The 24,532-nt window shown below is 31.3% G+C and carries 26 protein-coding genes and 1 pseudogene; 20 read left to right on the top strand and 7 right to left on the bottom strand.

Translation table 11 applies throughout. From position 1 onward, the window contains the following. Positions 1-470: 470 nt before the first annotated feature. Positions 471-1,496 (bottom strand): threonine aldolase family protein, encoded by a 1,026-nt coding sequence (locus tag HMPREF2715_RS08310; protein ID WP_070580655.1) that lies wholly within the window; start codon positions 1,494-1,496, stop codon positions 471-473. Positions 1,497-1,708: 212 nt separating this feature from the next. Here HMPREF2715_RS08310 and HMPREF2715_RS08305 point away from each other — a divergent pair, with 212 nt between their 5' ends. The 6 genes and pseudogenes from HMPREF2715_RS08305 (at position 1,709) to HMPREF2715_RS08280 (ending at position 5,648) form a co-directional block, all read left to right on the top strand. Next, the gene (locus HMPREF2715_RS08305) at positions 1,709-1,903 is read left to right on the top strand and encodes a hypothetical protein (RefSeq protein WP_011275881.1); all 195 of its coding nucleotides are present in this window, start codon (positions 1,709-1,711) and stop codon (positions 1,901-1,903) included. Between the two features lie 38 nt (positions 1,904-1,941). Beyond that, positions 1,942-2,175: pseudogene (locus tag HMPREF2715_RS08300) on the top strand (PLDc N-terminal domain-containing protein); the annotation flags it as partial. Positions 2,176-2,343: 168 nt separating this feature from the next. Beyond that, positions 2,344-3,210 (top strand): ABC transporter ATP-binding protein, encoded by an 867-nt coding sequence (locus HMPREF2715_RS08295; protein ID WP_070839837.1) that lies wholly within the window; start codon positions 2,344-2,346, stop codon positions 3,208-3,210. 3 nt (positions 3,211-3,213) lie between these two features. Continuing rightward, positions 3,214-3,951, top strand: coding sequence for an ABC transporter permease (locus HMPREF2715_RS08290; protein WP_070580650.1), 738 nt, complete (start codon positions 3,214-3,216; stop codon positions 3,949-3,951). Then, a complete protein-coding gene (locus HMPREF2715_RS08285) occupies positions 3,952-5,049 on the top strand; it encodes a sensor histidine kinase (RefSeq protein ID WP_070440121.1) in 1,098 nt (365 codons plus the stop codon). It begins immediately after the preceding gene. Further along, a complete protein-coding gene (locus tag HMPREF2715_RS08280) occupies positions 5,046-5,648 on the top strand; it encodes a response regulator transcription factor (RefSeq protein WP_070580646.1) in 603 nt (200 codons plus the stop codon). The genes HMPREF2715_RS08285 and HMPREF2715_RS08280 overlap by 4 nt, the downstream gene beginning before the upstream one ends. 570 nt (positions 5,649-6,218) lie before the next feature. On the opposite strand, the gene HMPREF2715_RS08275 is transcribed toward HMPREF2715_RS08280, so the two are convergent. Then, positions 6,219-6,410, bottom strand: a complete 192-nt coding sequence (locus HMPREF2715_RS08275; protein WP_070440124.1) for a hypothetical protein — start codon at positions 6,408-6,410, stop codon at positions 6,219-6,221. 167 nt (positions 6,411-6,577) lie between these two features. Here HMPREF2715_RS08275 and HMPREF2715_RS08270 point away from each other — a divergent pair, with 167 nt between their 5' ends. Beyond that, entirely contained in the window at positions 6,578-7,114 is a 537-nt protein-coding gene (locus HMPREF2715_RS08270; protein ID WP_070440125.1) for a thermonuclease NucI, read from the top strand. 62 nt (positions 7,115-7,176) lie between these two features. On the opposite strand, the gene HMPREF2715_RS08265 is transcribed toward HMPREF2715_RS08270, so the two are convergent. After that, complete coding sequence (locus tag HMPREF2715_RS08265; RefSeq protein WP_070580644.1) at positions 7,177-8,034, bottom strand: hypothetical protein; 858 nt, start codon at positions 8,032-8,034, stop codon at positions 7,177-7,179. Between the two features lie 286 nt (positions 8,035-8,320). On the opposite strand from HMPREF2715_RS08265, the gene HMPREF2715_RS08260 reads away from it, so the two are divergent. After that, a complete protein-coding gene (locus HMPREF2715_RS08260) occupies positions 8,321-8,902 on the top strand; it encodes a hypothetical protein (RefSeq protein ID WP_070580642.1) in 582 nt (193 codons plus the stop codon). Positions 8,903-8,967: 65 nt separating this feature from the next. On the opposite strand, the gene HMPREF2715_RS08255 is transcribed toward HMPREF2715_RS08260, so the two are convergent. Further along, positions 8,968-10,350 carry an aspartate kinase gene (locus HMPREF2715_RS08255; RefSeq protein ID WP_070580640.1) on the bottom strand — a complete coding sequence of 461 codons (1,383 nt, stop codon included), beginning with the start codon at positions 10,348-10,350 and terminating at the stop codon, positions 8,968-8,970. Positions 10,351-10,547: 197 nt separating this feature from the next. On the opposite strand from HMPREF2715_RS08255, the gene HMPREF2715_RS08250 reads away from it, so the two are divergent. The 4 genes from HMPREF2715_RS08250 to HMPREF2715_RS08235 are packed head-to-tail and all read left to right on the top strand — an operon-like array spanning position 10,548 to position 14,668. Further along, complete coding sequence (locus tag HMPREF2715_RS08250) at positions 10,548-11,825, top strand: homoserine dehydrogenase (protein ID WP_070839834.1); 1,278 nt, start codon at positions 10,548-10,550, stop codon at positions 11,823-11,825. A 5-nt stretch (positions 11,826-11,830) separates the two neighbouring features. Then, a complete protein-coding gene (gene thrC / locus HMPREF2715_RS08245; protein WP_037558048.1) occupies positions 11,831-12,892 on the top strand; it encodes a threonine synthase in 1,062 nt (353 codons plus the stop codon). Positions 12,893-12,894: 2 nt separating this feature from the next. Continuing rightward, the gene (thrB, locus tag HMPREF2715_RS08240) at positions 12,895-13,812 is read left to right on the top strand and encodes a homoserine kinase (protein ID WP_037558049.1); all 918 of its coding nucleotides are present in this window, start codon (positions 12,895-12,897) and stop codon (positions 13,810-13,812) included. Positions 13,813-13,864: 52 nt separating this feature from the next. Continuing rightward, positions 13,865-14,668: a Cof-type HAD-IIB family hydrolase gene (locus HMPREF2715_RS08235; protein WP_070440132.1), complete on the top strand. Its 804-nt coding sequence runs from the start codon at positions 13,865-13,867 to the stop codon at positions 14,666-14,668. 86 nt (positions 14,669-14,754) lie between these two features. Here the strand turns inward: HMPREF2715_RS08235 and HMPREF2715_RS08230 are convergent, their stop codons facing one another. Further along, positions 14,755-15,069 carry a hypothetical protein gene (locus HMPREF2715_RS08230; protein ID WP_011275865.1) on the bottom strand — a complete coding sequence of 105 codons (315 nt, stop codon included), beginning with the start codon at positions 15,067-15,069 and terminating at the stop codon, positions 14,755-14,757. Between the two features lie 140 nt (positions 15,070-15,209). Continuing rightward, on the bottom strand, positions 15,210-16,664 hold the full coding sequence (locus HMPREF2715_RS08225) for an amino acid permease (protein WP_070839831.1): 1,455 nt from the start codon (positions 16,662-16,664) through the stop codon (positions 15,210-15,212). 215 nt (positions 16,665-16,879) lie between these two features. On the opposite strand from HMPREF2715_RS08225, the gene HMPREF2715_RS08220 reads away from it, so the two are divergent. The 5 genes from HMPREF2715_RS08220 to HMPREF2715_RS08200 all read left to right on the top strand — a co-directional run bounded on the left by HMPREF2715_RS08220 (position 16,880) and on the right by HMPREF2715_RS08200 (position 21,247). Next, positions 16,880-18,394 carry a catalase gene (locus HMPREF2715_RS08220; protein ID WP_070839828.1) on the top strand — a complete coding sequence of 505 codons (1,515 nt, stop codon included), beginning with the start codon at positions 16,880-16,882 and terminating at the stop codon, positions 18,392-18,394. Positions 18,395-18,483: 89 nt separating this feature from the next. Further along, positions 18,484-18,633, top strand: coding sequence for a 50S ribosomal protein L33 (gene rpmG / locus HMPREF2715_RS08215; protein ID WP_001265708.1), 150 nt, complete (start codon positions 18,484-18,486; stop codon positions 18,631-18,633). Positions 18,634-18,813: 180 nt separating this feature from the next. Beyond that, positions 18,814-19,083, top strand: a complete 270-nt coding sequence (rpsN, locus tag HMPREF2715_RS08210) for a 30S ribosomal protein S14 (protein WP_070440137.1) — start codon at positions 18,814-18,816, stop codon at positions 19,081-19,083. A gap of 146 nt (positions 19,084-19,229) precedes the next feature. Continuing rightward, positions 19,230-20,207: a GMP reductase gene (gene guaC / locus HMPREF2715_RS08205; RefSeq protein WP_070440139.1), complete on the top strand. Its 978-nt coding sequence runs from the start codon at positions 19,230-19,232 to the stop codon at positions 20,205-20,207. Positions 20,208-20,221: 14 nt separating this feature from the next. Continuing rightward, on the top strand, positions 20,222-21,247 hold the full coding sequence (locus tag HMPREF2715_RS08200) for a CAP domain-containing protein (RefSeq protein WP_070580635.1): 1,026 nt from the start codon (positions 20,222-20,224) through the stop codon (positions 21,245-21,247). Positions 21,248-21,476: 229 nt separating this feature from the next. Here HMPREF2715_RS08200 and lexA read toward each other — a convergent pair whose 3' ends face one another. Continuing rightward, positions 21,477-22,100, bottom strand: coding sequence for a transcriptional repressor LexA (gene lexA, locus HMPREF2715_RS08195; protein WP_011275859.1), 624 nt, complete (start codon positions 22,098-22,100; stop codon positions 21,477-21,479). 142 nt (positions 22,101-22,242) lie between these two features. Between lexA and sosA the strand changes: the two genes are divergently transcribed. From sosA to tkt, 3 genes are all read left to right on the top strand, one after another. Beyond that, on the top strand, positions 22,243-22,476 hold the full coding sequence (sosA, locus tag HMPREF2715_RS08190; protein ID WP_033080041.1) for a DNA damage-induced cell division inhibitor SosA: 234 nt from the start codon (positions 22,243-22,245) through the stop codon (positions 22,474-22,476). 123 nt (positions 22,477-22,599) lie between these two features. Further along, a complete protein-coding gene (locus HMPREF2715_RS08185; RefSeq protein WP_016931078.1) occupies positions 22,600-22,833 on the top strand; it encodes a DUF896 domain-containing protein in 234 nt (77 codons plus the stop codon). A gap of 103 nt (positions 22,834-22,936) precedes the next feature. Continuing rightward, a partial coding sequence (gene tkt / locus HMPREF2715_RS08180; RefSeq protein ID WP_070839825.1) for a transketolase occupies positions 22,937-24,532 on the top strand: 1,596 nt, incomplete at its 3' end.

The raw sequence follows: 24,532 nt of genomic DNA, 5'->3' as shown, positions 1-24,532 counted from the left end.
TTGGACTCATCAGTCCGATTTGACGTAGAGCCGTAAATCAACACTTCAAAATAAAATAGTCTGTGAACCTGAAATTGTCGAAGTAACTCGCCGGATTGGATCTAGAGTAATTTATCTTTATCCACAAGTGATTGAAGCTTATCAAAAAGTAAATAATAGAATAGGTGTATGATAAAGGTCAGCACTCAGAACTTTAGGTGACCAATATAAAAAAATAAAGTGTAATATTAAATGATACAACTTAAAATTCAATATTAACGAGGTAGCGAATGTGATTAACATGATTACTTAAACTTTTAAGAGGAGAATAAAAAGTGGAATTTAATATTAAAGTCACTATAGAAAAATGAGAACCATCTAAAAAAGAAATAATCATAAGCCTCTTTGTATTAATTGTAATTATAGCTAGTATTTATTATAAATTTCATTAAAAACAGGATTTCCTTTTAGGAAGTCCTGTTTTTCAGATGTTAAATTAACCCTAATAACTTATCCACATTTTCTTCGGTAGTAGCCCAACTTGTCGCAAATCTAACAACACGATGATTATCATCATATTTCTCCCAAATCGCGAACTTTACTTTTTGTTTCAACTCTTTAATCTTTTCTTCACTAAGTACAAAAAATTGTTGATTAGTAGGTGAATCAAAGTAAAGTTGATAGCCTTTTTCAAGAAATCCTTTTTTCATTTTATTAGCCATATTTATGGCATGACGGCTAATATCTAAATATAAATTATTAGTGAATAATTCCAGAAATTGTACACCTACTAAACGACCTTTAGCAAGTAATGCACCATGTTGTTTGATTCGAGTGGTAAAGTGTTTTGGCTCATTATTTTTAGTGAAAACGATGGCTTCACCACATAGCGCACCTATTTTAGTACCACCTATATAAAAGATGTCGCAATATTTAGCAATATCTTCAAATGTTAAATCACTTTGATCACTCATTAAACCATAGCCTAAACGCGCACCATCCATAAATAAGGGTACATTATGTTCTTTACACACGTCAGCAAGATTCTTCAATTCTTTTTTACTATATAAAGTACCGTATTCTGTAGGGTGTGAAATATAAACCATTCCTGGAAAGACCATATGTTCACGTTTAAAATCATTGTAAAACGTATCTAGATATGCATTAACTTCTTTTGGTCTAATTTTACCTTCGTGAGATGGGACAGTTAAAACTTTATGACCACTAAATTCAATAGCACCGCCCTCATGTACAGCTACGTGACCAGTGTCAGCTGAAATCACACCTTCATATGGCTCTAGTATCGAATTAATAACAACTTGATTGGTTTGCGTACCACCAAGTAAGAATCGTACAGTCGCTTCTGGACACTTGATGGCTGATTTAATTTCTTCAGCTGCTTGCTTTGAAAATTGATCATCACCATAGCCAGAGGCCTGGATTAAATTGGTATCAAATATTCGTTGTAATACTTTTTCATGTGCACCTTCAAGGTAGTCATTTTCAAAAGAAATCATATAATACCCCACAATCTAAATAATTTAATTATTCTGAAAATTTAATAGAATGACTTTATTATACAATAATTTATCTCTTATGTGAATTTAATATTTTGAATATATAATTGTAAGCGTTTTAATAAAATGTAAGTTATAGTATGAATTAATTTGCGATTTAAATGTAAAAAGACTATGATTTAAACAAATAAGTTGAATTGGAGTGTTGTAGAATGAGTAAAATCAAATTTAAAAAGATTCAAGAAAAAACACTGGATGAGTTAGAAAAAGAAATTAATATGTATCTTGAAAGTGATGAAGGAAGTCAATTTGAAGTTCTAAATATTTCAATAGACAAAATAGAAGAACGTAAATTTCCAAATAATGAAGAAGTGCTAAATGCCATCTTGATCTTAAATGCTAAGTAAATAATTTAAATTATAAAATTAAATAGGAGTATTATTTTATGAAATTCATGTTCGGCCCAGATTTGGGAACTGTTTTTACGATTTTATTAGCACTAGGCTTTGTGATAAATCTAGTACTAGCTTTTATTATCATCTTTTTAGAAAGAAATAGAAGAAGTGCGTCTTCTACATGGGCGTGGCTCTTTGTATTGTTTGTTTTACCATTAATCGGGTTTATTCTTTATTTATTTTTTGGCAGAACTGTTTCAAAAAGAAAAATGGAGAAAAATAATAGTTAAAAATTATGAGATTAAGCAATTTAAAGTTGCTTAATCTCTTTTTTGCTACCTCGTCGTAGTTAATATGACAAATGTCATATTAAAATCGTGACAATTTAAACTAATTTTAAATTCGATTAAAAGATAAAGTAGATATATAAATTAAAAGGATGTGAGGTCGTTATGATATATATAAAGCAATTAAAGAAATCGTTTGGTAAAAAGACAGTTTTGAATAATATCTCATTAGATATCGAGGAAGGAAAGTGTACTGCATTAATCGGAAAAAATGGTGCAGGAAAGTCCACTTTAATAGATATACTTATAGGTCATAAGCATGCAAATAGTGGAACAGTCGAAGATAAACTTAATTTAATATCCTCACATAATATGGGCATATTATTTCAAACTACGAATTTACCTAAGCTCATTAAAGTAAAAGAACTATATCATTTATATCAACAATTATATACCAATCCTATGACATTTAATGAGTTTCAAAAATTAACTCAATTTTCTAATCTTCAATTGGAACAATATGCTAATAAATTATCAGGAGGTCAAAAGAGATTATTAGACTTTGTTCTAACTTTAATAGGCAAACCTCAATTTTTAATATTAGATGAACCAACAACGTCAATGGATATTGAAACAAGAGAACACTTTTGGAATCTAATTGAGCAACTTAAAGAAGATGGTATAACTATACTTTACACCTCTCATTATATTGAAGAAGTCGAAAGAATGGCTGATAAAGTTGTCTATTTAGAACAAGGAAGTATCAAAATTAATGATACACCACATAATATCTTGTTTAGTCAAAATAATTCAATTATTGAAATAATGACCTTTACGGAAGAACAATATCAAATACTTTCAGAAACATATGATATAGAAATTACGAATGGTAATTTAAAAATTCAAACAAAAAATGTTGAAGCAATTATTACAAATCTAATTAAAATAAATGTAGATTTAAATCAAGTCACAATTTATAAAAAATCTTTATTGGAACTCATGTTTTCAAAAGAAGAAAGAGTGGTGCAATAGACTATGACGAATATCATAACGTTACTTGATATTGAATACAAATTATTATTTCGACGCAAATTATCATCATTTATGGCTTTTATATTTCCTTTGGCATTCTATATATTGTTTACATCATTAATTGATATGCCAGCAGATGCGAAAAAAGTATTTTACAAAGAGTATATGTATAGTATGACGGTATTCAGTTTAATGGGATTTTGTCTGATGCAATTTCCATTAGAAATAATCGAGGAAAGAAACAGTGGTTGGTATAAAAGATTAATTTCTACACCAATCACAGTATTAAATTATTATTTAGCTAAAATTATTAAAACAATGACTTTATTTTTAGCTTCAATATTGCTTTTATTCAGCGTAGCACACTTCTATAAAGGGGTAGATCTAAGTGCAAGTGAATGGATTTTATCTGGTGTTTCTTTATGGTTAGGTGCTAGCATGTTTTTGACATTAGGTTTAATCATTACGCAATTTAGTGAGACACAGAAAGCAAGTAGCGTAGCTAATCTGTTTAATATTGTATTAGCCATTATTGGTGGATTGTGGTTCCCTGTTAGTACATTTCCTGATTGGATGCAAACAATTGCTAAACTAACACCAACGTATCATTTACGTCATTTAGCACTTGAACTAGGTAAAGGTAATGGTTTTAATATCCAATCGTTCGTTATATTAGGTATTTATAGCATTATTTTCTTAATTATTGCATTATTAATTAATAAGAGAAAAGAGGTGGAATAAATGAAGCGTAGTTTAGGCGCTAAAATGGGAGAGATTTCATCTTTAATTTACTTAATATTTCCTTACTATGGTTTGTATTTAACATGGCAAGATGATAGCTTTTTATTAAATTTACTTATTGTAATCATTTTTACATTTGCCTATGCTAGTTTAATTCTTTTTCATGAAACATTAAGTCATCGTATTAATTTAATCTTATTTGGTATTCATTTTTTAGCGATTATTTATTTTGTATATGCATACAATCCAACATTGAGTTTATTTTTCTTCTTTAGTGCATTTGCTATTCCATTTTTATTTAAAAAGGGAGTAAAATCAATAGAGTTTATGTTATTAATAAGTTCAATGATTACATGTATCATCATAACGATTATACAAACGAATCACTTTTATGTCGTGAGTATTATTATTTATTATATTATTATTTTGGCAATATTATTTGGTAATTTTAAAATAATGAAAGAGAGACAATATCGTCAACAAATTGAAGAAAAAAATAAATATATTAATATTTTGATTGCGGAACAAGAACGTAATCGAATAGGTCAAGACTTACATGACACGTTAGGACATGTATTTGCAAGTTTGAGTGTCAAATCAGAATTAGCTGCAAAACTAATCGACAAAGATCCGCAAGCAGCTAAGAAAGAAATATTAAATATAAACGAAATTTCGAAATATACATTAGAGAAAGTAAGACATATTATTGAAAATTTGAAAGTTCAAAATTTTGAAGAAGAAATTCAATCTATAGAACAAATCTTAAAGGATGCAAATATTCACTTTAACTTTGAAAATATAAGAGGTGCGAGTTCCCTCAACCCAACTAAACAGACGATATTATCAATGATACTCAGAGAAGCGGTTAACAATGTAATTAAGCACGCGAAAGCCTCTGAAATTAATGGGAAAATTGAAAGTTACGATAATGGTATTAAATTAATCATTAGTGACAACGGTATAGGTCTAAAACAACCTAGCGAAGTAAAATTAAAGAGTATTAACGATAGGGTAGCGTTATTGAGCGGCACAGTTAATATCACTTCTAAACAGGGTACGACTATCGATATTATGATTCCGAGAGAAGGTATACAATGATTTCAATCGTAATTGCAGAAGATCAAAATATGTTGCGTAAAGCAATGATACAATTAATTGAATTTCACGACGATTTAAAAGTGATAGATGATTTTGATAATGGTATTGACGCATTACAATCTATTAATAGTCAACAGCCTGACATTGCTATTTTAGATATTGAGATACCAGGAATTACGGGCTTAGAAATACTATCGCAATTAAGAGAAAATAAAATTAATACAAAAGTGATTATTGTCACGACTTTTAAAAGGCCTGGTTATTTTGAAAGAGCTGTTGCAAACGATGTTGATGCCTATGTGTTAAAAGAACGATCGGTTGATGATTTAGTTGCAACCATCCATAAAGTTTTAAATGGCGAAAAAGAATATAGTACGTCTTTAATGACATCTTTGTTTAAAGAGGCTAATCCATTAACGCATAAAGAACAGGTCGTGTTACGTGAAATAGGGGAAGGGTTAAGTAATAAAGAAGTCGCTGATAAACTCTATCTTTCAAACGGTACGGTGAGAAATTACACGTCTAATATAATTGATAAACTTGAAGCGGAGAACCGCTTTGATGCTTGGAGAAAAGCGAATGATAAAGGATGGATATAGAATTTAATTATGCATATAGTCATGTATAAAGGTCAGAACATCAGTTTGCTCTAGGGAGCATGGATTCCAAGAACGTTAATACTTTAAGTTCTGACCTTTTGCTTACTTTTAACCTAATTATTTAAAGATTAAGAAGTATCTTTACAAACATATTAATTATCTCTTTTTTGAGTTTCTAGATTGTCAACATGAGTGGCTAATAACCGTAACACTTGAGCAACCTTATCTGGAGGTGTATCTTTCGCCAAAGTATGTTCGAATACATGGCCATTTTGTGTTTGTACTTTATAAATTAGACCGTGATTATCTATAATTACGTCTAGAATTTCCTTAATACCATCTCGCTAATTGTTTGATGGTGAGGCTTTTTGATAATTAAAATTGTGATAAATTAATCAATTTTTTAAAATTAATTTTATACATTTAAGGTATTTCTTATACATACCACAATATCTAGAAATTAATCTAAAATATAAAAAAATGTGGGAGTGAGAAAGAATTCAATTTGAATTCTTTCTCACTCCCAATTTGCTTTGCTTGTAAAATTTCTATAAAGATTTTCTAATTGAGCTACTTGTTCTTTCTCTTGCGAATTATAGATTGAATGATATAAGCAATAAATCCTACTAAGACTCCTAATAATACAGCTACTACGACAGAGACAATAATAGGTAACTTATAGACAATTTGTAGTATTATACCGACAATTATGGCTATAATTACGGCTATAACTGTCATTAAATTTTCATTTTTCTCAGACATTGATGTCACTCCTAACGCATTTATTATAGCATGATAAGATTAATAATTTCACTTTTTGCGAGTACAGTGGATACTAACATAGTCTAACTAAAGCAAGTTGTCATTGACGATTAATTTTAATTTATATATGATATTTATTATTGAAATAAAAAGCGTAGGTGACATCTTTGAACTCGAAAAAATCATTAAGTATCATCGTTTTAGCTGTTTTAGTGGTAGGCGTTTTAACCTTTCAATTTATGAATCATACAGGACCTTTTAAAAATAATGGTTCTCAATCATCAAACAGTACTAACATTAAGGGTAAAGAAAAAGTACATGTAGACCGAGTAGTAGATGGTGATACCTTTGTTGCTACAAATAGTGAAGGAAAAGAAATTAAAGTTAGACTTATAGGTATAGATACACCAGAAACAGTTAAACCTAACACACCAGTTCAACCATATGGTAAAGAAGCATCTAATTATAGTAAACAACACTTAAATGGGAAAGATGTATATTTAGAATATGACAAAGAAAAAGAAGATAGATATGGTCGGACACTTGCATATGTATGGCTAAATGAGAACACAATGTACAACGAAGAATTAGTAAAAAATGGATTAGCACGTGAAAAGTACTTCTCACCGAATGGCAAATATCGTCATCTTTTTGAAAAAGATGAACAACAAGCTAAAAAAGATAAAGTGAATTTATGGAGTTAAAAAATAAGCGATTGACACGTGTATCTGTATCTAGATTCACTGTCAATCGCTTATTATGTGCATTAATTATTAAAGCTGTTTACGATTTTGGTAACTTGGTCTTCAGAAAGTGGATGTTTAGATAAATCAATTGCATTTTTGATTACCGCTTCAAGTGATGATTTAGTTGAAACGGTGTCTACATATTGAGCTCTTTCCTCTGAACCTTCAATGATATTTACGCTACCATCGCTAAAGTAAACGACTCCGATGCTTTGTACTTTATGATTAAAATGATTTTCAATTCCGTCTTTTAAAACTTTTGAATTAATCGCTGCTTGTTCATATGGATCATGATCATAAAACTCATAAATCACACGATTATTTTGAATTTTTTCGACGAAAGTATAAATTTCACTGCGTGGTGAATCAAACTGACTGTGATATTGTTTACTTACATAATGACCGACAATCTGATTCACATCATTTGTGTCAATTTGCATATCGTCGTCTACTGGTGCATCAAAATGGTAAAACGTTTTTTGTTTCCAGTTTTTGACGTCAATATTGATTAAGCCAACATCTGAAACAACAATGTAATCGAACGTTCTAGCGTATTCAAAGAAAGGATGTTTTGTAGCTAAATTACTTGTAGTTATAATATCGTAATACTTTAACTTGCCTTCGTCTTTATACTTATCAAGAATGCTAGTTAAAACGTGTTTCGCGTTTCGCTTTGCATGTGAACTTACATCATTATTAGAACTAAGCATTTGATTTTTAAGTTCTAAATTTTCATTGCTAAGCGTCGCATTCTTAGTTACCATCTGATTTCTTGCGTACACTTCTGTATCAACTCTATCTTGCATGTAACGTTGATTTAAGATGAACGCCAAAATAAGTATAACGATGATAACAATTAAGATAATTGTTAATGTCATAATTCATCACCTATGTTCGAATTTTAATTTTATATCACTCAATAAATTTGAAAGTTATAACGTGAGCGATATGAAATAACATATAAATTATATCTATTATAATTGCGTAGTTCAACAAAATGTAAATTAAGTTAAATTGCTAAAATAATAAATATTACCTAATTTTAGCAATTTTGTTATTTTGTTTAACATCAAATTTAGCAATACTTCATAATTCGTAAATTGAAATCAGAAATAAGGATATGTATAATTAATGTATGAAAGCGTTTCCTTTGGAGGTAGTAATATGGAACATCAACAACATATAGAAGAGCTAGTTAAAATATTAAAAAATGAATGTCGTACTTCATTCAAATTTCATGGGGAAGTCGCAATGCAGCTATTTTTAAGTGATAATTTTATTCTACCTTCTAGAGTCGACATATGCGTAGAACGTAAACAACTAGTTGAAGTATTAAAAGTAATTCCGTTCACGTATCATTTAAATTATTATGATAAAAATAATAATTTAATGAATCGAGATCAATTAAGTGTACCCGAAATTGCACACATAGATATTACTTTTAACGAGAAATTATTAATAAATATCTTTATTTATGATGTCGTAAATGAAGAGTGGATATTTAGATTAGATAGTAATATTAGAATTCCTAAGAATAGTATTTATTTTCATTCGCTGACATGGGGAGTAGATTATATTAAACCGGAAATCGTGCTAATGTACGACTTATTGGATAATCAAAATTACCATCAATTACCTAATTATAAAATGGTTTTAGACTCATTAAGTTATTATCAATTTGTTATATTAAAAGTTGTCGTAGGGGAGCAACGAATCAATGAGGCATTAGCTCATAACAAATTATAAAGAAGCATCTAATATTTAAGTGGAATGTACAAAACATGACTATTTAAATACCAGATGCTTTTTAACTATGCTTGCTTATTTAGATTTTTCAAACAAATGCCATGATAACAATATTCATATGTAGATAAAACAGCCTTGTCTGCATCTTCTATTGAAATACCGAACATCATTGATATTTCAGACGAGCCTTGGTTGATCATTTTTAAATTGATTTTAGATTCTGCTAACGCATGTGTAATAGTGTTAGCAGTACCGATTGCTTTATTCATTCCCTCACCAACAATCATTAAAATCGCTAAGTCGTGTTCAATACTTAATTCATCAACATCGCAACGTTTACGTATAGCGTTAAGTACATCTTTTTCTTTACCTTTTAATTGATGTGTTCGAAGGATGATACTAATACTATCAATACCTGAAGGCATATGGTCGAAAGAAATATTGTAATCTTCTAATATTTCAAGAATTTTACGTGTGAAGCCGACCTGTCTATTCATTAGGTATTTTTTAATATTAATAACACTAAATCCTTTATCACAGCTTATACCTATAATGACATTTTTATCACTTACATCTCTATCATGGCGTATAAATGTACCTTTATCTTGAGGAAGATTTGTATTTTTAATAACCACTGGAATTCTGTGTTTATAGAGTGGCTGCAATGCTTCATCATGGAAGACGCTAAACCCAGCATATGAAAGTTCTCGCATTTCACGATATGTAATTTCTTCAATAAGATCCGGATTGTTAATTATATTAGGGTTTGCCTTATAAATACCTGATACATCAGTGAAGTTTTCATATAAAGACGCTCTAATTCCTTTAGCGATAATTGCACCTGTAATGTCAGAACCACCTCTTGGGAACGTAACGACATAATCATTTTTAGAAACACCAAAGAATCCTGGGATAATAATTTTACCTTCAATATCTTTTAATTTACTAATCTTCTCATAAGCTTCTTCCAAGATTTGAGCTTGTTGCGGTAAATCTGTAACTAGAATACCTGCATCTTTTGGAGAAAGGTATGTCGTTTTAAAACCTTGTGAATCATTATAAGTTGCAATTAATTGCGCATTAAAATTTTCACCACAAGAAAGAATTGCATCGTATAATCTTAAAGGCTTATCTTTTAAAGTTGAAATAATCTCTTCTAATGTGTCATCAATTACTTTTAATAATGAATCATCCATATCAAGTTCATGTAAAATATCTGCATAACGTTGAATAATTTCTTTCTTTTTATCTTGATAATTAAGATTATTCATTACTTTTTCATATAATCGAACTAGAAGATCGGTCGTTTTAACATCATCTTTGTGTCTTTTGCCTGGTGCAGAAACAATAATAATTTTACGATCTGAATCGCTATTAACGATATCTAGGACTTTTTTGATTTGTGTTGCATTTGAAACTGAACTACCGCCGAATTTTGCCACTTTCATATACCTAATCAACCTTTCTAAAAAATCAGAAAATTCTATTTAATTTTCTGATACCACATGATAATATAAAGCTAAGTATTTACATTTTATGCTAAAAAGTCCTATCAATTTAATATGTTTTAATAGTATACTAAAATAAAGTATATTTCAATAAAACAATTGTATTTCTCAGTTATACAAATGGGGGAGATAAAAATATGAAAAAATTAAATATTGCTTTGCTTGGTCTAGGAACAGTGGGATCAGGTGTAGTTAAAATAATTGAAGAGAATCGACAACAAATTATAGATACATTAAACAAAGATATTGTTATAAAGCATATTTTAGTGCGTGATAAATCTAAGAAAAGACCTATAAATATTAGTCGATATCATTTAACTGAAGATGTTAATGAAATTTTAAATGATGATTCTATCGATATCGTCATTGAAGTAATGGGTGGCATTGAACCTACTGTTGATTGGTTAAGAGATGCTTTGAAAAGCGGTAAACATGTAATTACTGCAAACAAAGATTTATTAGCCGTACATTTGAAGCTACTAGAAGATTTAGCTGAGGAAAAGGGACTTGCGTTGAAATTCGAAGCGAGTGTTGCCGGTGGTATCCCTATAGTAAATGCTATTAATAATGGATTAAATGCTAATAACATTTCTAAATTTATGGGAATACTAAATGGTACATCTAACTTCATCTTATCTAAAATGACACGTGAACAAACAACGTTTGAAGATGCTCTTGATGAAGCGCAAAGGCTAGGTTTTGCTGAGGCAGATCCGACTGATGACGTAGAAGGTATTGATGCAGCACGTAAAGTTGTTATCACTTCTTATTTATCATTTAACCAAGTCATTAAATTAAATGATGTTAAAGTTCGTGGTATAAGTCAGACAACTTTATCTGATATCAATGTCGCGGACAAATTAGGTTATAAAATACAATTGATTGGTAAGGGAACTTATCAAAATAGTAAAGTAAATGCATCAGTCGAACCAACATTAATACATAAATCCCATCAACTAGCTACAGTTGAAGATGAATATAATGCAATCTATGTCGTAGGCGATGCAGTGGGCGATACAATGTTCTATGGGAAAGGTGCAGGTAGTTTAGCTACTGGAAGTGCTGTTGTAAGTGATTTACTAAATGTGGCATTATTCTTTGAATCAAATACGCATACATTACCACCTCATTTTGAATTGAAAACCGATGCAACTCGCGAAATTATGGATACGGAAGATGTCGTAGCTATTCAAGAGAAGTTAAACTATTATGTTGTTCTTAATAGTGACTTATCAAAAGAAAAATTTGAATCATTATTGAAAGAAACTTTACCTTTCCATAAATCACTACAGGTTGAACAACGTGATGAACAAACGTATGGTGTAGTTATTATAGGTTTAGATCAGTCACCAAAGGATGTTTTAAGTAAAGCTGATTTTAATATCGAGAAAATTTATCCAGTTGAAGGGGTTTAATGTTTATGAAAAGATGGCAAGGTTTAGTTGAAGAGTTTAAAGAATATTTACCAGTTAACAGCGACACACCAAAGTTAACATTAAATGAAGGACATACTCCATTAATTCATTGTGAGAACTTGTCTAAGATGTTGGATATTGATTTGTATGTAAAATATGAAGGTGCAAATCCTACAGGTTCTTTTAAAGATAGAGGAATGGTCATGGCTGTTACTAAAGCAAAAGAACAGGGAAAAAAAGTAGTTATCTGTGCATCTACTGGTAATACATCAGCTTCAGCAGCTGCATATGCTGCACGAGCTGGATTAAAATCAATAGTAGTTATTCCAGAGGGTAAGATTGCACTCGGTAAATTATCGCAAGCTGTTATGTATGGTGCTGAAATTGTTTCTATTGAAGGAAACTTTGATGAGGCTTTAGAGATTGTTAAGGAAATTGCTAAAAATGATGAAGAAATTGAGTTAGTTAATTCAGTGAATCCATATCGTATTGAAGGACAAAAAACGGGTGCATTTGAAATTGTTGAACAATTGGAACAAGCTCCAGACGTACTCGCAATTCCAGTTGGAAACGCAGGTAATATTACTGCTTATTGGAAAGGTTTTAAAGAATACCATGAGAAAAAGGGGAGTCAATTACCTCGATTATTTGGCTTCCAAGCAGAAGGTGCGTCACCAATTGTTCAAAATAAAGTGATTAAAAATCCTGAAACAATTGCTACAGCTATTCGAATTGGTAATCCAGCTAGTTGGATTAAAGCTACGAATGCGTTAGACGAATCTAATGGATTGATTGATAGCGTTACTGATGAAGAAATTTTAGAAGCTTATCAATTAATGACTTCTAAAGAAGGTGTATTTAGCGAACCAGCTAGTAACGCCTCAATTGCAGGTCTGATTAAATTACATCGAGTAGGACAATTACCTAAAGGCAAAAAAATAGTAGCTATTTTAACTGGTAATGGATTAAAAGATCCTGATACTGCTATTTCAATTTTAGATAACCCTATTCAACCGCTTCCTAACGATAAATCAAGTATTATTGATTACATTAAAGGAGCTTTGTAAAAATGACTGAACAGTTGCACTTAAAGATACCAGCGTCCACTGCTAATTTAGGCGTTGGTTTCGACTCGATAGGTATGGCTATAGATAAATATTTACATCTTTATGTGAAACGAATTGAAGGGGAAAAATGGGAATTTACATATTTAAACTCCGAATTAGATTCACTTCCTAAGAACAAAGACAATTATGTTTTTAAAGTGGCCCAGCAGGTCGCATCTAAATATAATGTAGAATTACCTAGTTTAAGTGTTGAAATGCGAAGTGATATACCATTAGCTAGAGGTTTAGGTTCATCGGCGTCTGCATTGGTAGGCGCTTTATACATTGCAAACTATTTTGGCAATATTCAGCTTTCTAAATATGAATTACTTCAATTAGCTACAGAAATAGAAGGTCATCCAGATAATGTTGCACCTACAATTTATGGTGGCTTATTAGCAGGCTTCTATAATCCAGATACAAAAGAAACGAATGTAGCACATATTGATGTGCCTGACGTTGATATAATTCTAACTATACCTCCATATGAATTAAAGACTGAAGATTCTCGTAACGTTTTACCTGATCAATTTTCTCATAAGCGCGCGGTTCAAAGTAGTGCAATAAGTAATACGATGCTGTGTGCATTAATTCAACATAATTATGAACTTGCTGGGAAAATGATGTCACAGGATGGCTTCCACGAGCCATATCGCCAACATTTAATATCTGAATTTAAAGAGGTTAAAACTATAGCTCAACAATATGGTGCATATGCGACAGTAATTAGTGGTGCAGGGCCTACCATATTAACAATGAGTCCTAAGGAGAAGAGTGGTCAATTAGTTAGAGCGTTAAGACAAGCCGTTACAACATGTCATTCAGAATTAGCAACAATCAATGAAATTGGCGTTGTTGAAGAAATTGTGTATCCTTCATAAAATTTATTGTAAAATATAAACGAGTAAATTTCGAAAGGAGTACACTTCAGATATGAGTAATTATAAAATGATCGTTATGGACATGGACGATACTTTAATTAATAGTGAGAATAAAGTAAGTAAAGAAACTAAAAATTACTTGATAGATATTCAAAATCAAGGCTATAAAGTAGTGTTAGCTTCAGGAAGACCAACTGAAGGTATGCTACCAATTGCAAAAGAACTACAATTAGATATCCATGATAGTTATATCATCAGTTACAACGGCGGTAAAACGATCAAAGTAGCAACAGAAGAAGTAGAAGTGAGTCAAAGTGTATCTAAGAAGAATTTTGACCTTATTGTGGATTTTTGTCGTGAACATAACTTTTTAATCTTGACATATCAAGATGGACATATTATCCATGATGGTGATCATGAATATCGAGATATTGAATCAGAACTTACTGGGCTACCTATGAAACGTGTAGATGATATTAAAGCTTATATTAATGATAGCGTTCCAAAAGCAATGGGCGTTGATTATGCAACAAATATTGCTAAAGTACGTGATGATATGCATGGAAGTTTTAATTCAGAAATTGATGTAACAACAAGTAAACCATTCTTTTTAGAATATATGGCAAAGGATGTTTCAAAAGGTAATGCGATTAAAGCATTATGTGAAAAATTAAATGTATCATTATCTGAAGTGATTTGTTTTGGTGATAGTTTAAATGATCAATCAATGTTTGAAGTAGTGGGTTGTGCTATCGCGATGGGAAATGCAAATGAGGAACTGAAGGCTATTGCAGACAAAATAACGTTAGATAACGATTCTAATGGTATTCCCGCAGCTTTAAAAACACTTTTGTAATACAAAATAAGGCATGAGAATACGAATGTTGTTTATTTCATCATAATTACCATGATGAATGATTCATTCGACCTCATGCCTTTTTATTATTTAGCAGTATGTGTCCATTCGTGCTTTCCTTTTGAACGCTTTACATAAGCGTATACTTGATCAGCAGCATAATCTAAATTTGTATACACTGTAATTGTAAATGCAGACTGGTTTTCACTGAAAGGTTCAGTACTAAATACATCTTTTAAATGTGTAAATAAATTTTCCATTTGGTCATGTTCAAGACTAGGATACTCTCTTAATGTACGTTTTAGTAATTGACCATTTTTTTCTTCTAGAGATTGTACAACTATAACGAAACGTTCTTCACTCTTAATGACATCATCAAATAAGTTTGTTTGACCAACCATCTTGCTTTCACCTCTAAGTCATTATCTTTACTACTATTATACTAGATAACTGTTTTTTTCGAAAATATCAATATGTTGAAACCAAAAATGCGAGTCACTAAAAAGGATTTACTATACTTTCAGTGCTCGCATTTAATTATTTAATAATTTTTATGATAATGATGTGGTGTGATATCCATATCATTTAATTTAACGAACTTCGTTTTTCTTATTAATTTATGAGCTAAGAAAATGAGCTCTAAAATAATGATAGGTAAAATGTTAACGAAAAATTTACCTATATTACCATCGAATAAATCTCCAATTGAATTACCAAAGTATAAGAAAATTAAAGTTGCAAATACTAAAATTGGTCCAAGAGGGTACAATGGTGATTTATAAGGTAAAAGTTGATTGATATCTTGACCTTGACGTTTAATGGCTTTACGCAATCTTACTTGTGCCCATGAACTAGCTGCCCAAACAATGATTACCAATGAACCAATAATATTTAACAAACTAAAAACAGCATTTGAATAAAAATTAGCAATTATAATAATCGCTACAATCAGAATATATGTTGTAACTAATGCTCTTAAAGGTAATTTAGATTTATCGTTTAGCTTACTTAAGAATTTAGGTGCCTGTTTTTCATCACTTAAAGAGAACAACATTCTACTAGTAGTATAAACACCTGAGTTTGTCGCAGATAATAATGATGTCAATATAACAGCGTTAATAACAGAAGCGGCAAAAGCAACACCAATTCTATCAAATACAATTGTGAAAGGACTTTGTGTAACAGATTCATTCTCATTTAACAATAATGGGTCAGTATAAGGAATGATAGCTGCAATAACACCAATTGATAATACATAGAATAATAAAATTCTCCAAAAAACTTGTTTAACAGCTTTAGGCATTGTTTTTTCTGGATTATCAGATTCTCCAGCAGTCACTGCTACAACTTCAGTACCGCCAACTGAGAATCCTGCAACGAGTAAAACACCTAAGAAACCAGATAAACCACCCACGAATGGTGCCTCACCTTTAGTATAATTTTCAAAGCCATAAGAATGGCCACCTAATATACCGAAGATCATCAAGAAACCAACAATAATAAATATAATAATAGTTACAACCTTAATTAGTGATAACCAAAATTCAGTTTCTCCAAAAGCTTTAACCGTGAAGATGTTTAATAAAAATACAATAGTGATAAAGATTAAACTCCAAGTAAGTGGACTAAAAAATTTAAATACATCCCAATAATACAATACGTTTGAAGCAACCATAACATCTACACTGGAAACTAGTGTCCACATAATGTAATATAACCATCCCATTGTAAAACCTAGAGAAGGGTCTACAAATCGCGTTGCGTATGAACTGAATGATCCTGAAACTGGATAAAATGTTGCCAACTCTCCAATTGACGACATTAAAAAGTAAAGCATTATGCCAATTAATAAATAGGCTAATATAGCGCCCCCAGGACCAGCTTGAGCAACAACACTACCTGTTGCTACAAAGAGCCCTGTACCAATTGCGCCACCTATAGCAATCATAGATATGTGTCTTGAGTTAAGACCTCTTTTCATATTGTTATCTTCCATATGATGTCTCCTAATTCTAAAATTTAAATATACAAACCATTTTAATCTTTTTGGGGACAGTATTCAATAACTTTTAAACAATTTAGCTTGAAAATTTTAAATTTTCTGACACTTTGTAGTTTTTTTTAAAAATGCTTTAATTATAGGGGTTATGGCTTTAATTATAGTAGATTCTAAATTATAATAATTATAAATAAGTGAAAGGAGAATTAACTATGGCGAAAGATGATAAAAGATTAACTGGTTTGTTTGGGCCCCCTGTTTCAGATAGAGAAAATAGTATGACAGCTGGTCCGAGAGGCCCATTATTAATGCAAGATGCATACTTTTTAGAACAAATGTCTCATTTTGATCGTGAAGTAATTCCTGAACGTCGTATGCACGCTAAAGGTTCAGGTGCATTTGGTACATTTACTGTAACAAATGATATTACGAAATATACAAATGCTAAAATTTTTTCAGAAGTAGGTAAACAAACAGAAATGTTTGCACGATTCTCAACAGTTGCCGGTGAACGTGGGGCAGCTGACTTAGAGAGAGATATCCGTGGATTTGCACTTAAATTCTATACGGAAGAAGGTAACTGGGACTTAGTAGGTAACAACACACCCGTGTTCTTCTTTAGAGATCCTAAGTTGTTTGTTAGTTTAAACCGTGCTGTTAAAAGAGACCCACGTACTAATATGAGAAGTCCTCAAAATAACTGGGATTTCTGGACTGGCGTACCAGAGGCACTTCACCAAGTTACAATTTTAATGTCAGATAGAGGTATGCCAAAAGACTTCCGTCATATGCATGGTTTCGGTTCACATACGTATTCTATGTACAATGACGAGGGTGAACGTGTTTGGGTTAAATATCATTTCAGAACTCAACAGGGCATCGAAAATTACACAGATGATGAAGCGGCTGAAATTGTAGGTCAAGATAGAGAATCATCACAACGTGACTTATACGATGCAATTGAAAATGGCAATTATCCAAAATGGAAAATGTATATCCAAGTTATGACTGAGGAGCAAGCTAAAAATCATCCAGATAATCCGTTTGATTTAACTAAAGTTTGGTATAAAGGTGATTACCCATTAATTGAAGTGGGTGAATTTGAGCTAAATAGAAACCCAGAGAATTATTTCATGGATGTTGAACAAGCTGCTTTCGCTCCAACAAACATTATTCCTGGTCTAGACTTCTCACCAGATAAAATGTTACAAGGACGTCTATTCTCATATGGTGATGCGCAACGTTATAGATTAGGTGTCAATCATTGGCAAATTCCTGTTAACCAACCTAAAGGTGTTGGCATTGAAAATATGTGTCCATTCAGTCGTGATGGTCAAATGAGATTCCTTGATGGAAATCAAGGTGGTGGACCTCATTATTATCCAAATAATAAAGGTGTTTACCAATCACAACCTGAATATAAAAAACCAGTATTCCCAGTAGATGGAGACGGTTATGAGTACAATCAAAGACAAGATGATGATAATTACTTTGAACAACCTGGTAAATTATTCCGTTTACAATCTGATGATGCCAAAGAAAGAATCTTTACTAACACAGCAAATGCGATGGATGGTGTGAGTGAAGACGTTAAACATAGACACATTCGTCATTGTTATAAAGCTGATCCAGAATATGGTAAAGGTGTTGCCAAAGCATTAGAAATCGATATTAATGATGTTGATTTAGAAGGTACTAACGACGAAACTTACGAGAATTTTAAATAGTACTAAAAAATTAGATTGCGTAGAGCATTTTAATATGGTAAAATTTTAAATCGTAAGTATTCCTAGTTAAATGAGAAAGGATGTTAATTATGCGCGTTAATGTAACATTAGCTTGCACAGAATGTGGCGATCGTAATTATATTACTACTAAAAATAAACGTAATAATCCTGAGCGTATTGAAATGAAAAAATATTGCCCAAGATTAAATAAATACACGCTACACCGTGAAACTAAATAATCTCTTATCTTTTAAATACGACATTAAAGATAAAGTAAGAACTTGCCGAAGTATAATAATCTTATACTTCGGTTTTTTAATTATTTAAATGAAATTAAGTCATCAGTCTTGTAAATTTAAAATCATGTGTTATTATATAAAACGTAATTATTACGATTTAAAATAACAGGAGTGATATATATGGCAAAAAAATCTAAAATTGCTAAAGAAATAAAAAGAGAAAAATTAGTTAATCAATATTATGAATTACGTAAAGAATTAAAAGCTAAAGGAGATTATGAAGCATTACGTAAGTTGCCACGTGATTCTTCACCAACGCGTTTAACTCGAAGATGTAAAGTAACAGGACGTCCAAGAGGTGTATTAAGAAAATTTGAAATGTCTAGAATTGCTTTTAGAGAACATGCACACAAAGGACAAATCCCGGGCGTTAAAAAATCAAGTTGGTAAAATACAAATCTAGTACTTTAGTCCATTTACAAGACAATTAAAAAATTGTAAAGTATATAAGGGTGAGAAAATGAATGATTTTTATATTTAATATACTAAAAGTTCGTTTTTACTTAATAAATATGATTGTATAGGGGCTAAAAAGTATGAAAATTTTTGATTATGAAGATATTCAATTAATTCCAAATAAATGTATAGTTGAAAGTCGTTCGGAATGTGATACAACTGTTCAATTTGGACCTAAAACGTTTAAGTTACCTGTTGTGCCAGCGAATATGCAAACTGTTATGAGTGAAGAATTAGCGCATTGGTTCGCTAAAAATGATTATTTTTATATTATGCATCGATTTGACGAAGCAGCTCGTATTCCATTTATTCAAAACATGCAAAAAGACGGATTGTTTGCTTCTATTTCTGTAGGTGTTAAAGCAAATGAATTTAAATTTATTGAAGAATTAGCTGACAAACAATTAGTTCCTGAATATATTACGATTGATATAGCTCATGGTCATTCAGATTCAGTTATTAAAATGATTAAACACATAAAAAAATATATTCCAAAAACATTTGTAATTGCTGGAAATGTTGGTACGCCAGAAGGTGTTAGAGAACTTGAAAACGCAGGTGCAGATGCAACTAAAGTTGGTATTGGACCAGGTAGAGTTTGTATCACAAAAATAAAAACTGGTTTTGGCACTGGTGGTTGGCAATTAGCAGCATTAAATATTTGTAGTAAAGCAGCGCGTAAACCTATAATCGCTGATGGTGGCTTAAGAACACATGGCGATATTGCTAAATCAATTCGATTTGGTGCAAGCATGGTAATGATAGGATCTCTATTTGCGGCTCATGAAGAATCACCAGGTGAAACTGTTGAATTAGACGGCAAACGTTATAAAGAGTATTTTGGTAGTGCATCTGAATTCCAAAAAGGTGAACACAAGAATGTTGAAGGTAAAAAAATGTTTGTTGAACATAAAGGATCATTAAAAGATACTTTAGTTGAAATGCAACAAGACTTACAAAGCTCGATTTCATATGCAGGTGGAAAAGATTTAAAATCATTAACAACTGTCGATTATGTTATAGTGCGAAATTCAATTTTTAATGGGGATAAGGATTAAAACTTGAGTGGTAGGTGTATGTTATTAAAAAATTCCTTTTATTTTCTTTGGTGTTATTAGTTGTAGCTTTATTCATACCATTAAAGGAAAATCAAGCACTAGTAAAATTTCAGAATGACGTAAGAAGTAAAGTTCAGCAAGTTATGAATCAAGATTCGAGTTTAAAAAGCAATTCGCTCAAAACACCTACAAAACAGGACTTTGCTATTAATAATATTCAGATGAATATGTCTAAAGACAAAGTTGAAAATCAATTGGGGAAACCTAAAAGAGTAACATCTAATGAATATGGCACTAAATGGTATACCTATTACAATAATGATTACGATAATTTCATAATGGTTAGCTATTTAGGAAATAAAGTCAATGCTTTATATAGTAATCAAAATGTCATTACATCTGAATCTAAGGTGAAATATAACACCCCTAAAAATGTTGTTGAGGATAGACTTGGTAAACCTTTAAAAGAAATTGTTAAAGGTAGATACCGTGTTGATATAAGTAGCGATGAGTATGATGTTTTCCATGAAGATAATATTTATACAACTGTTTTTTATGATAAACATAATGACAATGGAGTTACTGCATTACTTCAAGTTAGTGACGCTATGGAAAAAAGGTTGACTCAACATTACGGTGCACCATCTTCAACATTAGAACAAAGCTTTGAATATCAAAATTATGATTTAGTTAATTCTGAGCGTAAACAGCATGGGTTGAATACACTTAGTTACTCGAAAAATGTCTCCAATACAGCAAGAAACCATAGTGAAGACATGGCAAAACAAAATTACTTTGATCATAATAATTTAGATGGTGAATCTCCTTTTGATCGATTAAAAGATGATGACATTGATTTCAATGCGGCAGGTGAAAATTTAGCGTATAGGCAACAAAATAGTATATTTGCTCATGAGGGGTTAATGAATTCACTTGGTCATAGAAAGAATATATTGAATACAAATTTCAGTACTCTAGGCGTAGGCGTTGATTTTAATGACAAACGACAACCATTTTGGACAGAAAATTATACGGGCTAAGTGTTTTAATACGACTTATTAAGGGTATCTTTTAGTTGATAAGGAAGTTGATATTATGACAACTAAAGATGTTAATAAACTAGATATTCTAGATAAGGTTAAAGAAATTTTAAATAAAAATGAAAATGAAAAACAAAAGAACTAGCAAAGTTTACATTGTAGACTTTGCTAGTTCTTTGTATATAGAAATATATAAGAGAGAGGTTAACGTAAATTTTAGAAATTAAAACTACAGTTCTCTGTATAAACCAATAACTTTACCGATAACAGTAACGTTATCAAGATAAATAGGACTCATTGTACTATTTTCAGGTTGTAATCTATAACGTGTTTTTTCTTTATAGAAGCGTTTAACTGTTGCTTCATCATCTTCAGTCATAGCAACAATGATGTCCCCATTTTCAGCAATGGTTTGGCTTCTAACTATAACTTTATCTCCATCTAAAATACCTGCCTCAATCATACTTTCACCCACGACATTTAAAATAAAGATATCACTATTGTGAGTTGATGTTAAATGTTCTGGTAAAGGGAAATATTCCTCAATATTTTCAACTGCAGTAATCGGAATTCCGGCAGTAACTTTACCAATTACAGGAACATAAATTGTTTCCTCCATATTAACTGCATCGTTAGTTTGTTCGCTAACAATTTCAATGGCTCTCGGTTTCGTAGGGTCTCGTTTAATATATCCTTTTTCTTCTAGTCTAGATAAATGACCATGAACAGTTGAACTTGACGCTAATCCTACTGCTTCACCAATTTCTCGTACGCTTGGTGGATATCCTTTAGTTTGTACTACATGTTTAATGTAATCGTATATTTCACTTTGACGTTTAGTTAATTCTCTCATATATAGGCACTCCCTAATTTTATTTAACTACATTATAGCACTGATTTAAATATTGAACAAACATTTGTTCGTTTTTATGTTGACTAAGAACAAATGTTCTGATAAAGTATTTATACAAACAAATGTTCTAGAGGTGAAAGTAATGTTTAATAAATATAAAAATAAATTATTAACTAATATAGCTGTTGTATCAATATCTTGTGTTGTTTTTATAGTATTTTTCATGAATTTATATCATAACGCTCAAATGGAACAAACGTACGAAATAACTGACCATACTATTTCTAAAAAGGCAATTATTAAAGATGACAATAAGAACGTAAATACTACAAATGGGGAACAAAATGACTACAAAGTGTTCGCGTTTGTAAGATGATTATAAATTTGAGGTCTGTCAAAGCTATTTAAATGTCAATAGCTTTTGTCTAGACCTCTTTTTTGTTATATTCTATGAAGTAAAAGAGAAAATATTAATGGGAATACAGAAAGAGTGATAGTTATGTCTAATGATAATTTAAATATAGATAGAATTAATGAGCTTGCTAAAAAGAAAAAGGAACAAGGTTTAACTGAAGCTGAAGCTAAAGAGCAATCGAAATTACGTAAAAAATACCTCGAAGCATTTAGAAAAGGGTTTAAACAACAAATTGAGAGTACAAAGGTGATAGATCCTGAAGGTAATGATGTGACACCTGAAAAATTAAAAAAGATACAAGAACAAAATAAAAATTAATAAATATTAGATTATAGTTCGTTGAGTTTAAACGATTATCAATTTCAATATTTTTAAGTTATAATATACGAAAGATGATTCAAGTAGAAGGGAAGTATTAGAGATGTTTAACGAGAAAGATCAACTAGCGATTGATACGATTAGAGCTTTAAGTATTGATGCAATCGAAGAAGCTAATTCAGGTCACCCTGGATTACCTATGGGAGCTGCACCAATGGCCTATACTTTATGGACACGCCACTTAAATTTTAATCCTCAATCTAAAGACTATTTTAATAGAGACCGTTTTGTATTGTCGGCTGGACATGGCTCTGCGCTATTATACAGCTTGTTACATGTTTCAGGCAGTCTTGAATTAGAAGAATTGAAGCAATTTAGACAATGGGGTTCTAAAACACCAGGACATCCAGAATTCAGACATACTGATGGTGTTGAAGTTACTACTGGCCCACTTGGACAAGGCTTTGCTATGTCTGTAGGTATGGCTTTAGCTGAAGACCATTTAGCAGGTAAATTTAATAAAGATGATTTCAATATTGTTGACCATTATACTTATGTGCTAGCTTCTGATGGTGATTTAATGGAAGGTATTTCTCATGAAGCTGCTTCATTTGCTGGCCATAACCAATTAGATAAGCTAATTGTTTTATATGATTCAAACGATATTTCATTAGATGGCGAATTAAATAAAGCCTTCTCTGAAGATGTTAAGAAACGATTTGAAAGTTACGGTTGGAATCACATATTAGTAAAAGATGGTAATGATTTAGACGCTATCGATAAAGCAATAACTAAAGCCAAATCTCAAAATGGTCCAACCATGATTGAAGTTAAAACAATTATCGGTTATGGTGCTCCAAACGTGAGTGGTACTAATGGTGTTCATGGTGCACCACTAGGTTCAGATGAGAGAAAATTAACTTTTGAAACATATGGTTTAGACCCTGAAAAACGTTTCAATGTGCCAGAAGAAGTATATGAAATTTTCCAAACAACTATGTTAAAACGTGCAAATGAGCATGAAGATGCATGGAAAGCATTACTAGAAAATTATTCTAAACAATATCCAGAATTAGCAGATGAATTTAAATTAGCTATTAGTGGTAAACTACCTAAAAACTATAGAGATGAGTTACCACGCTTTGATAGCGATCATAATGCAGCAACACGTGCTGATTCAGGTGAAGTAATTCAAGCATTAAGTAAATCAGTTCCGTCATTCTTTGGTGGTTCTGCTGACTTAGCTGGTTCTAACAAATCTAACGTTAAAGAAGCGACTGATTATGATAGAAATACACCTGAAGGTAAAAATATATGGTTTGGTGTACGTGAGTTCGCAATGGGTGCAGCTGTAAATGGTATGGCAGCACACGGTGGATTACACCCTTATGGTGCAACATTCTTTGTATTTAGTGACTACTTAAAACCAGCGTTGCGCTTATCAGCTATCATGGGATTAAATTCAACATTCATCTTCACACATGATTCAATCGCTGTAGGTGAAGATGGACCTACTCATGAGCCAATTGAACAATTAGCGGGCTTAAGATCAATACCAAATATGAATGTCATTCGTCCAGCTGATGGAAATGAAACAAGAGTAGCTTGGGAAGTAGCTCTTGAATCAGAACAAACACCAACTTCTTTAGTATTAACTCGTCAAAATTTACCATATTTAGATGTAGATGAAGAGACAGTT

It is taken from the genome of Staphylococcus sp. HMSC062A01 (assembly GCF_001836805.1).
In the GTDB taxonomy this organism is placed as follows: Bacteria; Bacillota; Bacilli; order Staphylococcales; family Staphylococcaceae; genus Staphylococcus; species Staphylococcus haemolyticus.
Note: the sequence above shows the minus strand (reverse complement) of the source record. Positions and strands in the feature narration are given on the sequence as shown.

Bases quoted from the DNA above. Each gene is read 5' to 3' on its own strand.
- HMPREF2715_RS08310 (WP_070580655.1), bottom strand. From the start codon at position 1,496: ATGATTTCTTTTGAAAATGACTACCTTGAAGGTGCACATGAAAAAGTA.
- HMPREF2715_RS08305 (WP_011275881.1), top strand. From the start codon at position 1,709: ATGAGTAAAATCAAATTTAAAAAGATTCAAGAAAAAACACTGGATGAG.
- HMPREF2715_RS08295 (WP_070839837.1), top strand. From the start codon at position 2,344: ATGATATATATAAAGCAATTAAAGAAATCGTTTGGTAAAAAGACAGTT.
- HMPREF2715_RS08290 (WP_070580650.1), top strand. From the start codon at position 3,214: ATGACGAATATCATAACGTTACTTGATATTGAATACAAATTATTATTT.
- HMPREF2715_RS08285 (WP_070440121.1), top strand. From the start codon at position 3,952: ATGAAGCGTAGTTTAGGCGCTAAAATGGGAGAGATTTCATCTTTAATT.
- HMPREF2715_RS08280 (WP_070580646.1), top strand. From the start codon at position 5,046: ATGATTTCAATCGTAATTGCAGAAGATCAAAATATGTTGCGTAAAGCA.
- HMPREF2715_RS08275 (WP_070440124.1), bottom strand. From the start codon at position 6,410: ATGTCTGAGAAAAATGAAAATTTAATGACAGTTATAGCCGTAATTATA.
- HMPREF2715_RS08265 (WP_070580644.1), bottom strand. From the start codon at position 8,034: ATGACATTAACAATTATCTTAATTGTTATCATCGTTATACTTATTTTG.
- HMPREF2715_RS08260 (WP_070580642.1), top strand. From the start codon at position 8,321: ATGGAACATCAACAACATATAGAAGAGCTAGTTAAAATATTAAAAAAT.
- HMPREF2715_RS08255 (WP_070580640.1), bottom strand. From the start codon at position 10,350: ATGAAAGTGGCAAAATTCGGCGGTAGTTCAGTTTCAAATGCAACACAA.
- HMPREF2715_RS08250 (WP_070839834.1), top strand. From the start codon at position 10,548: ATGAAAAAATTAAATATTGCTTTGCTTGGTCTAGGAACAGTGGGATCA.
- thrC (WP_037558048.1), top strand. From the start codon at position 11,831: ATGAAAAGATGGCAAGGTTTAGTTGAAGAGTTTAAAGAATATTTACCA.
- thrB (WP_037558049.1), top strand. From the start codon at position 12,895: ATGACTGAACAGTTGCACTTAAAGATACCAGCGTCCACTGCTAATTTA.
- HMPREF2715_RS08235 (WP_070440132.1), top strand. From the start codon at position 13,865: ATGAGTAATTATAAAATGATCGTTATGGACATGGACGATACTTTAATT.
- HMPREF2715_RS08230 (WP_011275865.1), bottom strand. From the start codon at position 15,069: ATGGTTGGTCAAACAAACTTATTTGATGATGTCATTAAGAGTGAAGAA.
- HMPREF2715_RS08225 (WP_070839831.1), bottom strand. From the start codon at position 16,664: ATGGAAGATAACAATATGAAAAGAGGTCTTAACTCAAGACACATATCT.
- HMPREF2715_RS08220 (WP_070839828.1), top strand. From the start codon at position 16,880: ATGGCGAAAGATGATAAAAGATTAACTGGTTTGTTTGGGCCCCCTGTT.
- rpmG (WP_001265708.1), top strand. From the start codon at position 18,484: ATGCGCGTTAATGTAACATTAGCTTGCACAGAATGTGGCGATCGTAAT.
- rpsN (WP_070440137.1), top strand. From the start codon at position 18,814: ATGGCAAAAAAATCTAAAATTGCTAAAGAAATAAAAAGAGAAAAATTA.
- guaC (WP_070440139.1), top strand. From the start codon at position 19,230: ATGAAAATTTTTGATTATGAAGATATTCAATTAATTCCAAATAAATGT.
- lexA (WP_011275859.1), bottom strand. From the start codon at position 22,100: ATGAGAGAATTAACTAAACGTCAAAGTGAAATATACGATTACATTAAA.
- sosA (WP_033080041.1), top strand. From the start codon at position 22,243: ATGTTTAATAAATATAAAAATAAATTATTAACTAATATAGCTGTTGTA.
- HMPREF2715_RS08185 (WP_016931078.1), top strand. From the start codon at position 22,600: ATGTCTAATGATAATTTAAATATAGATAGAATTAATGAGCTTGCTAAA.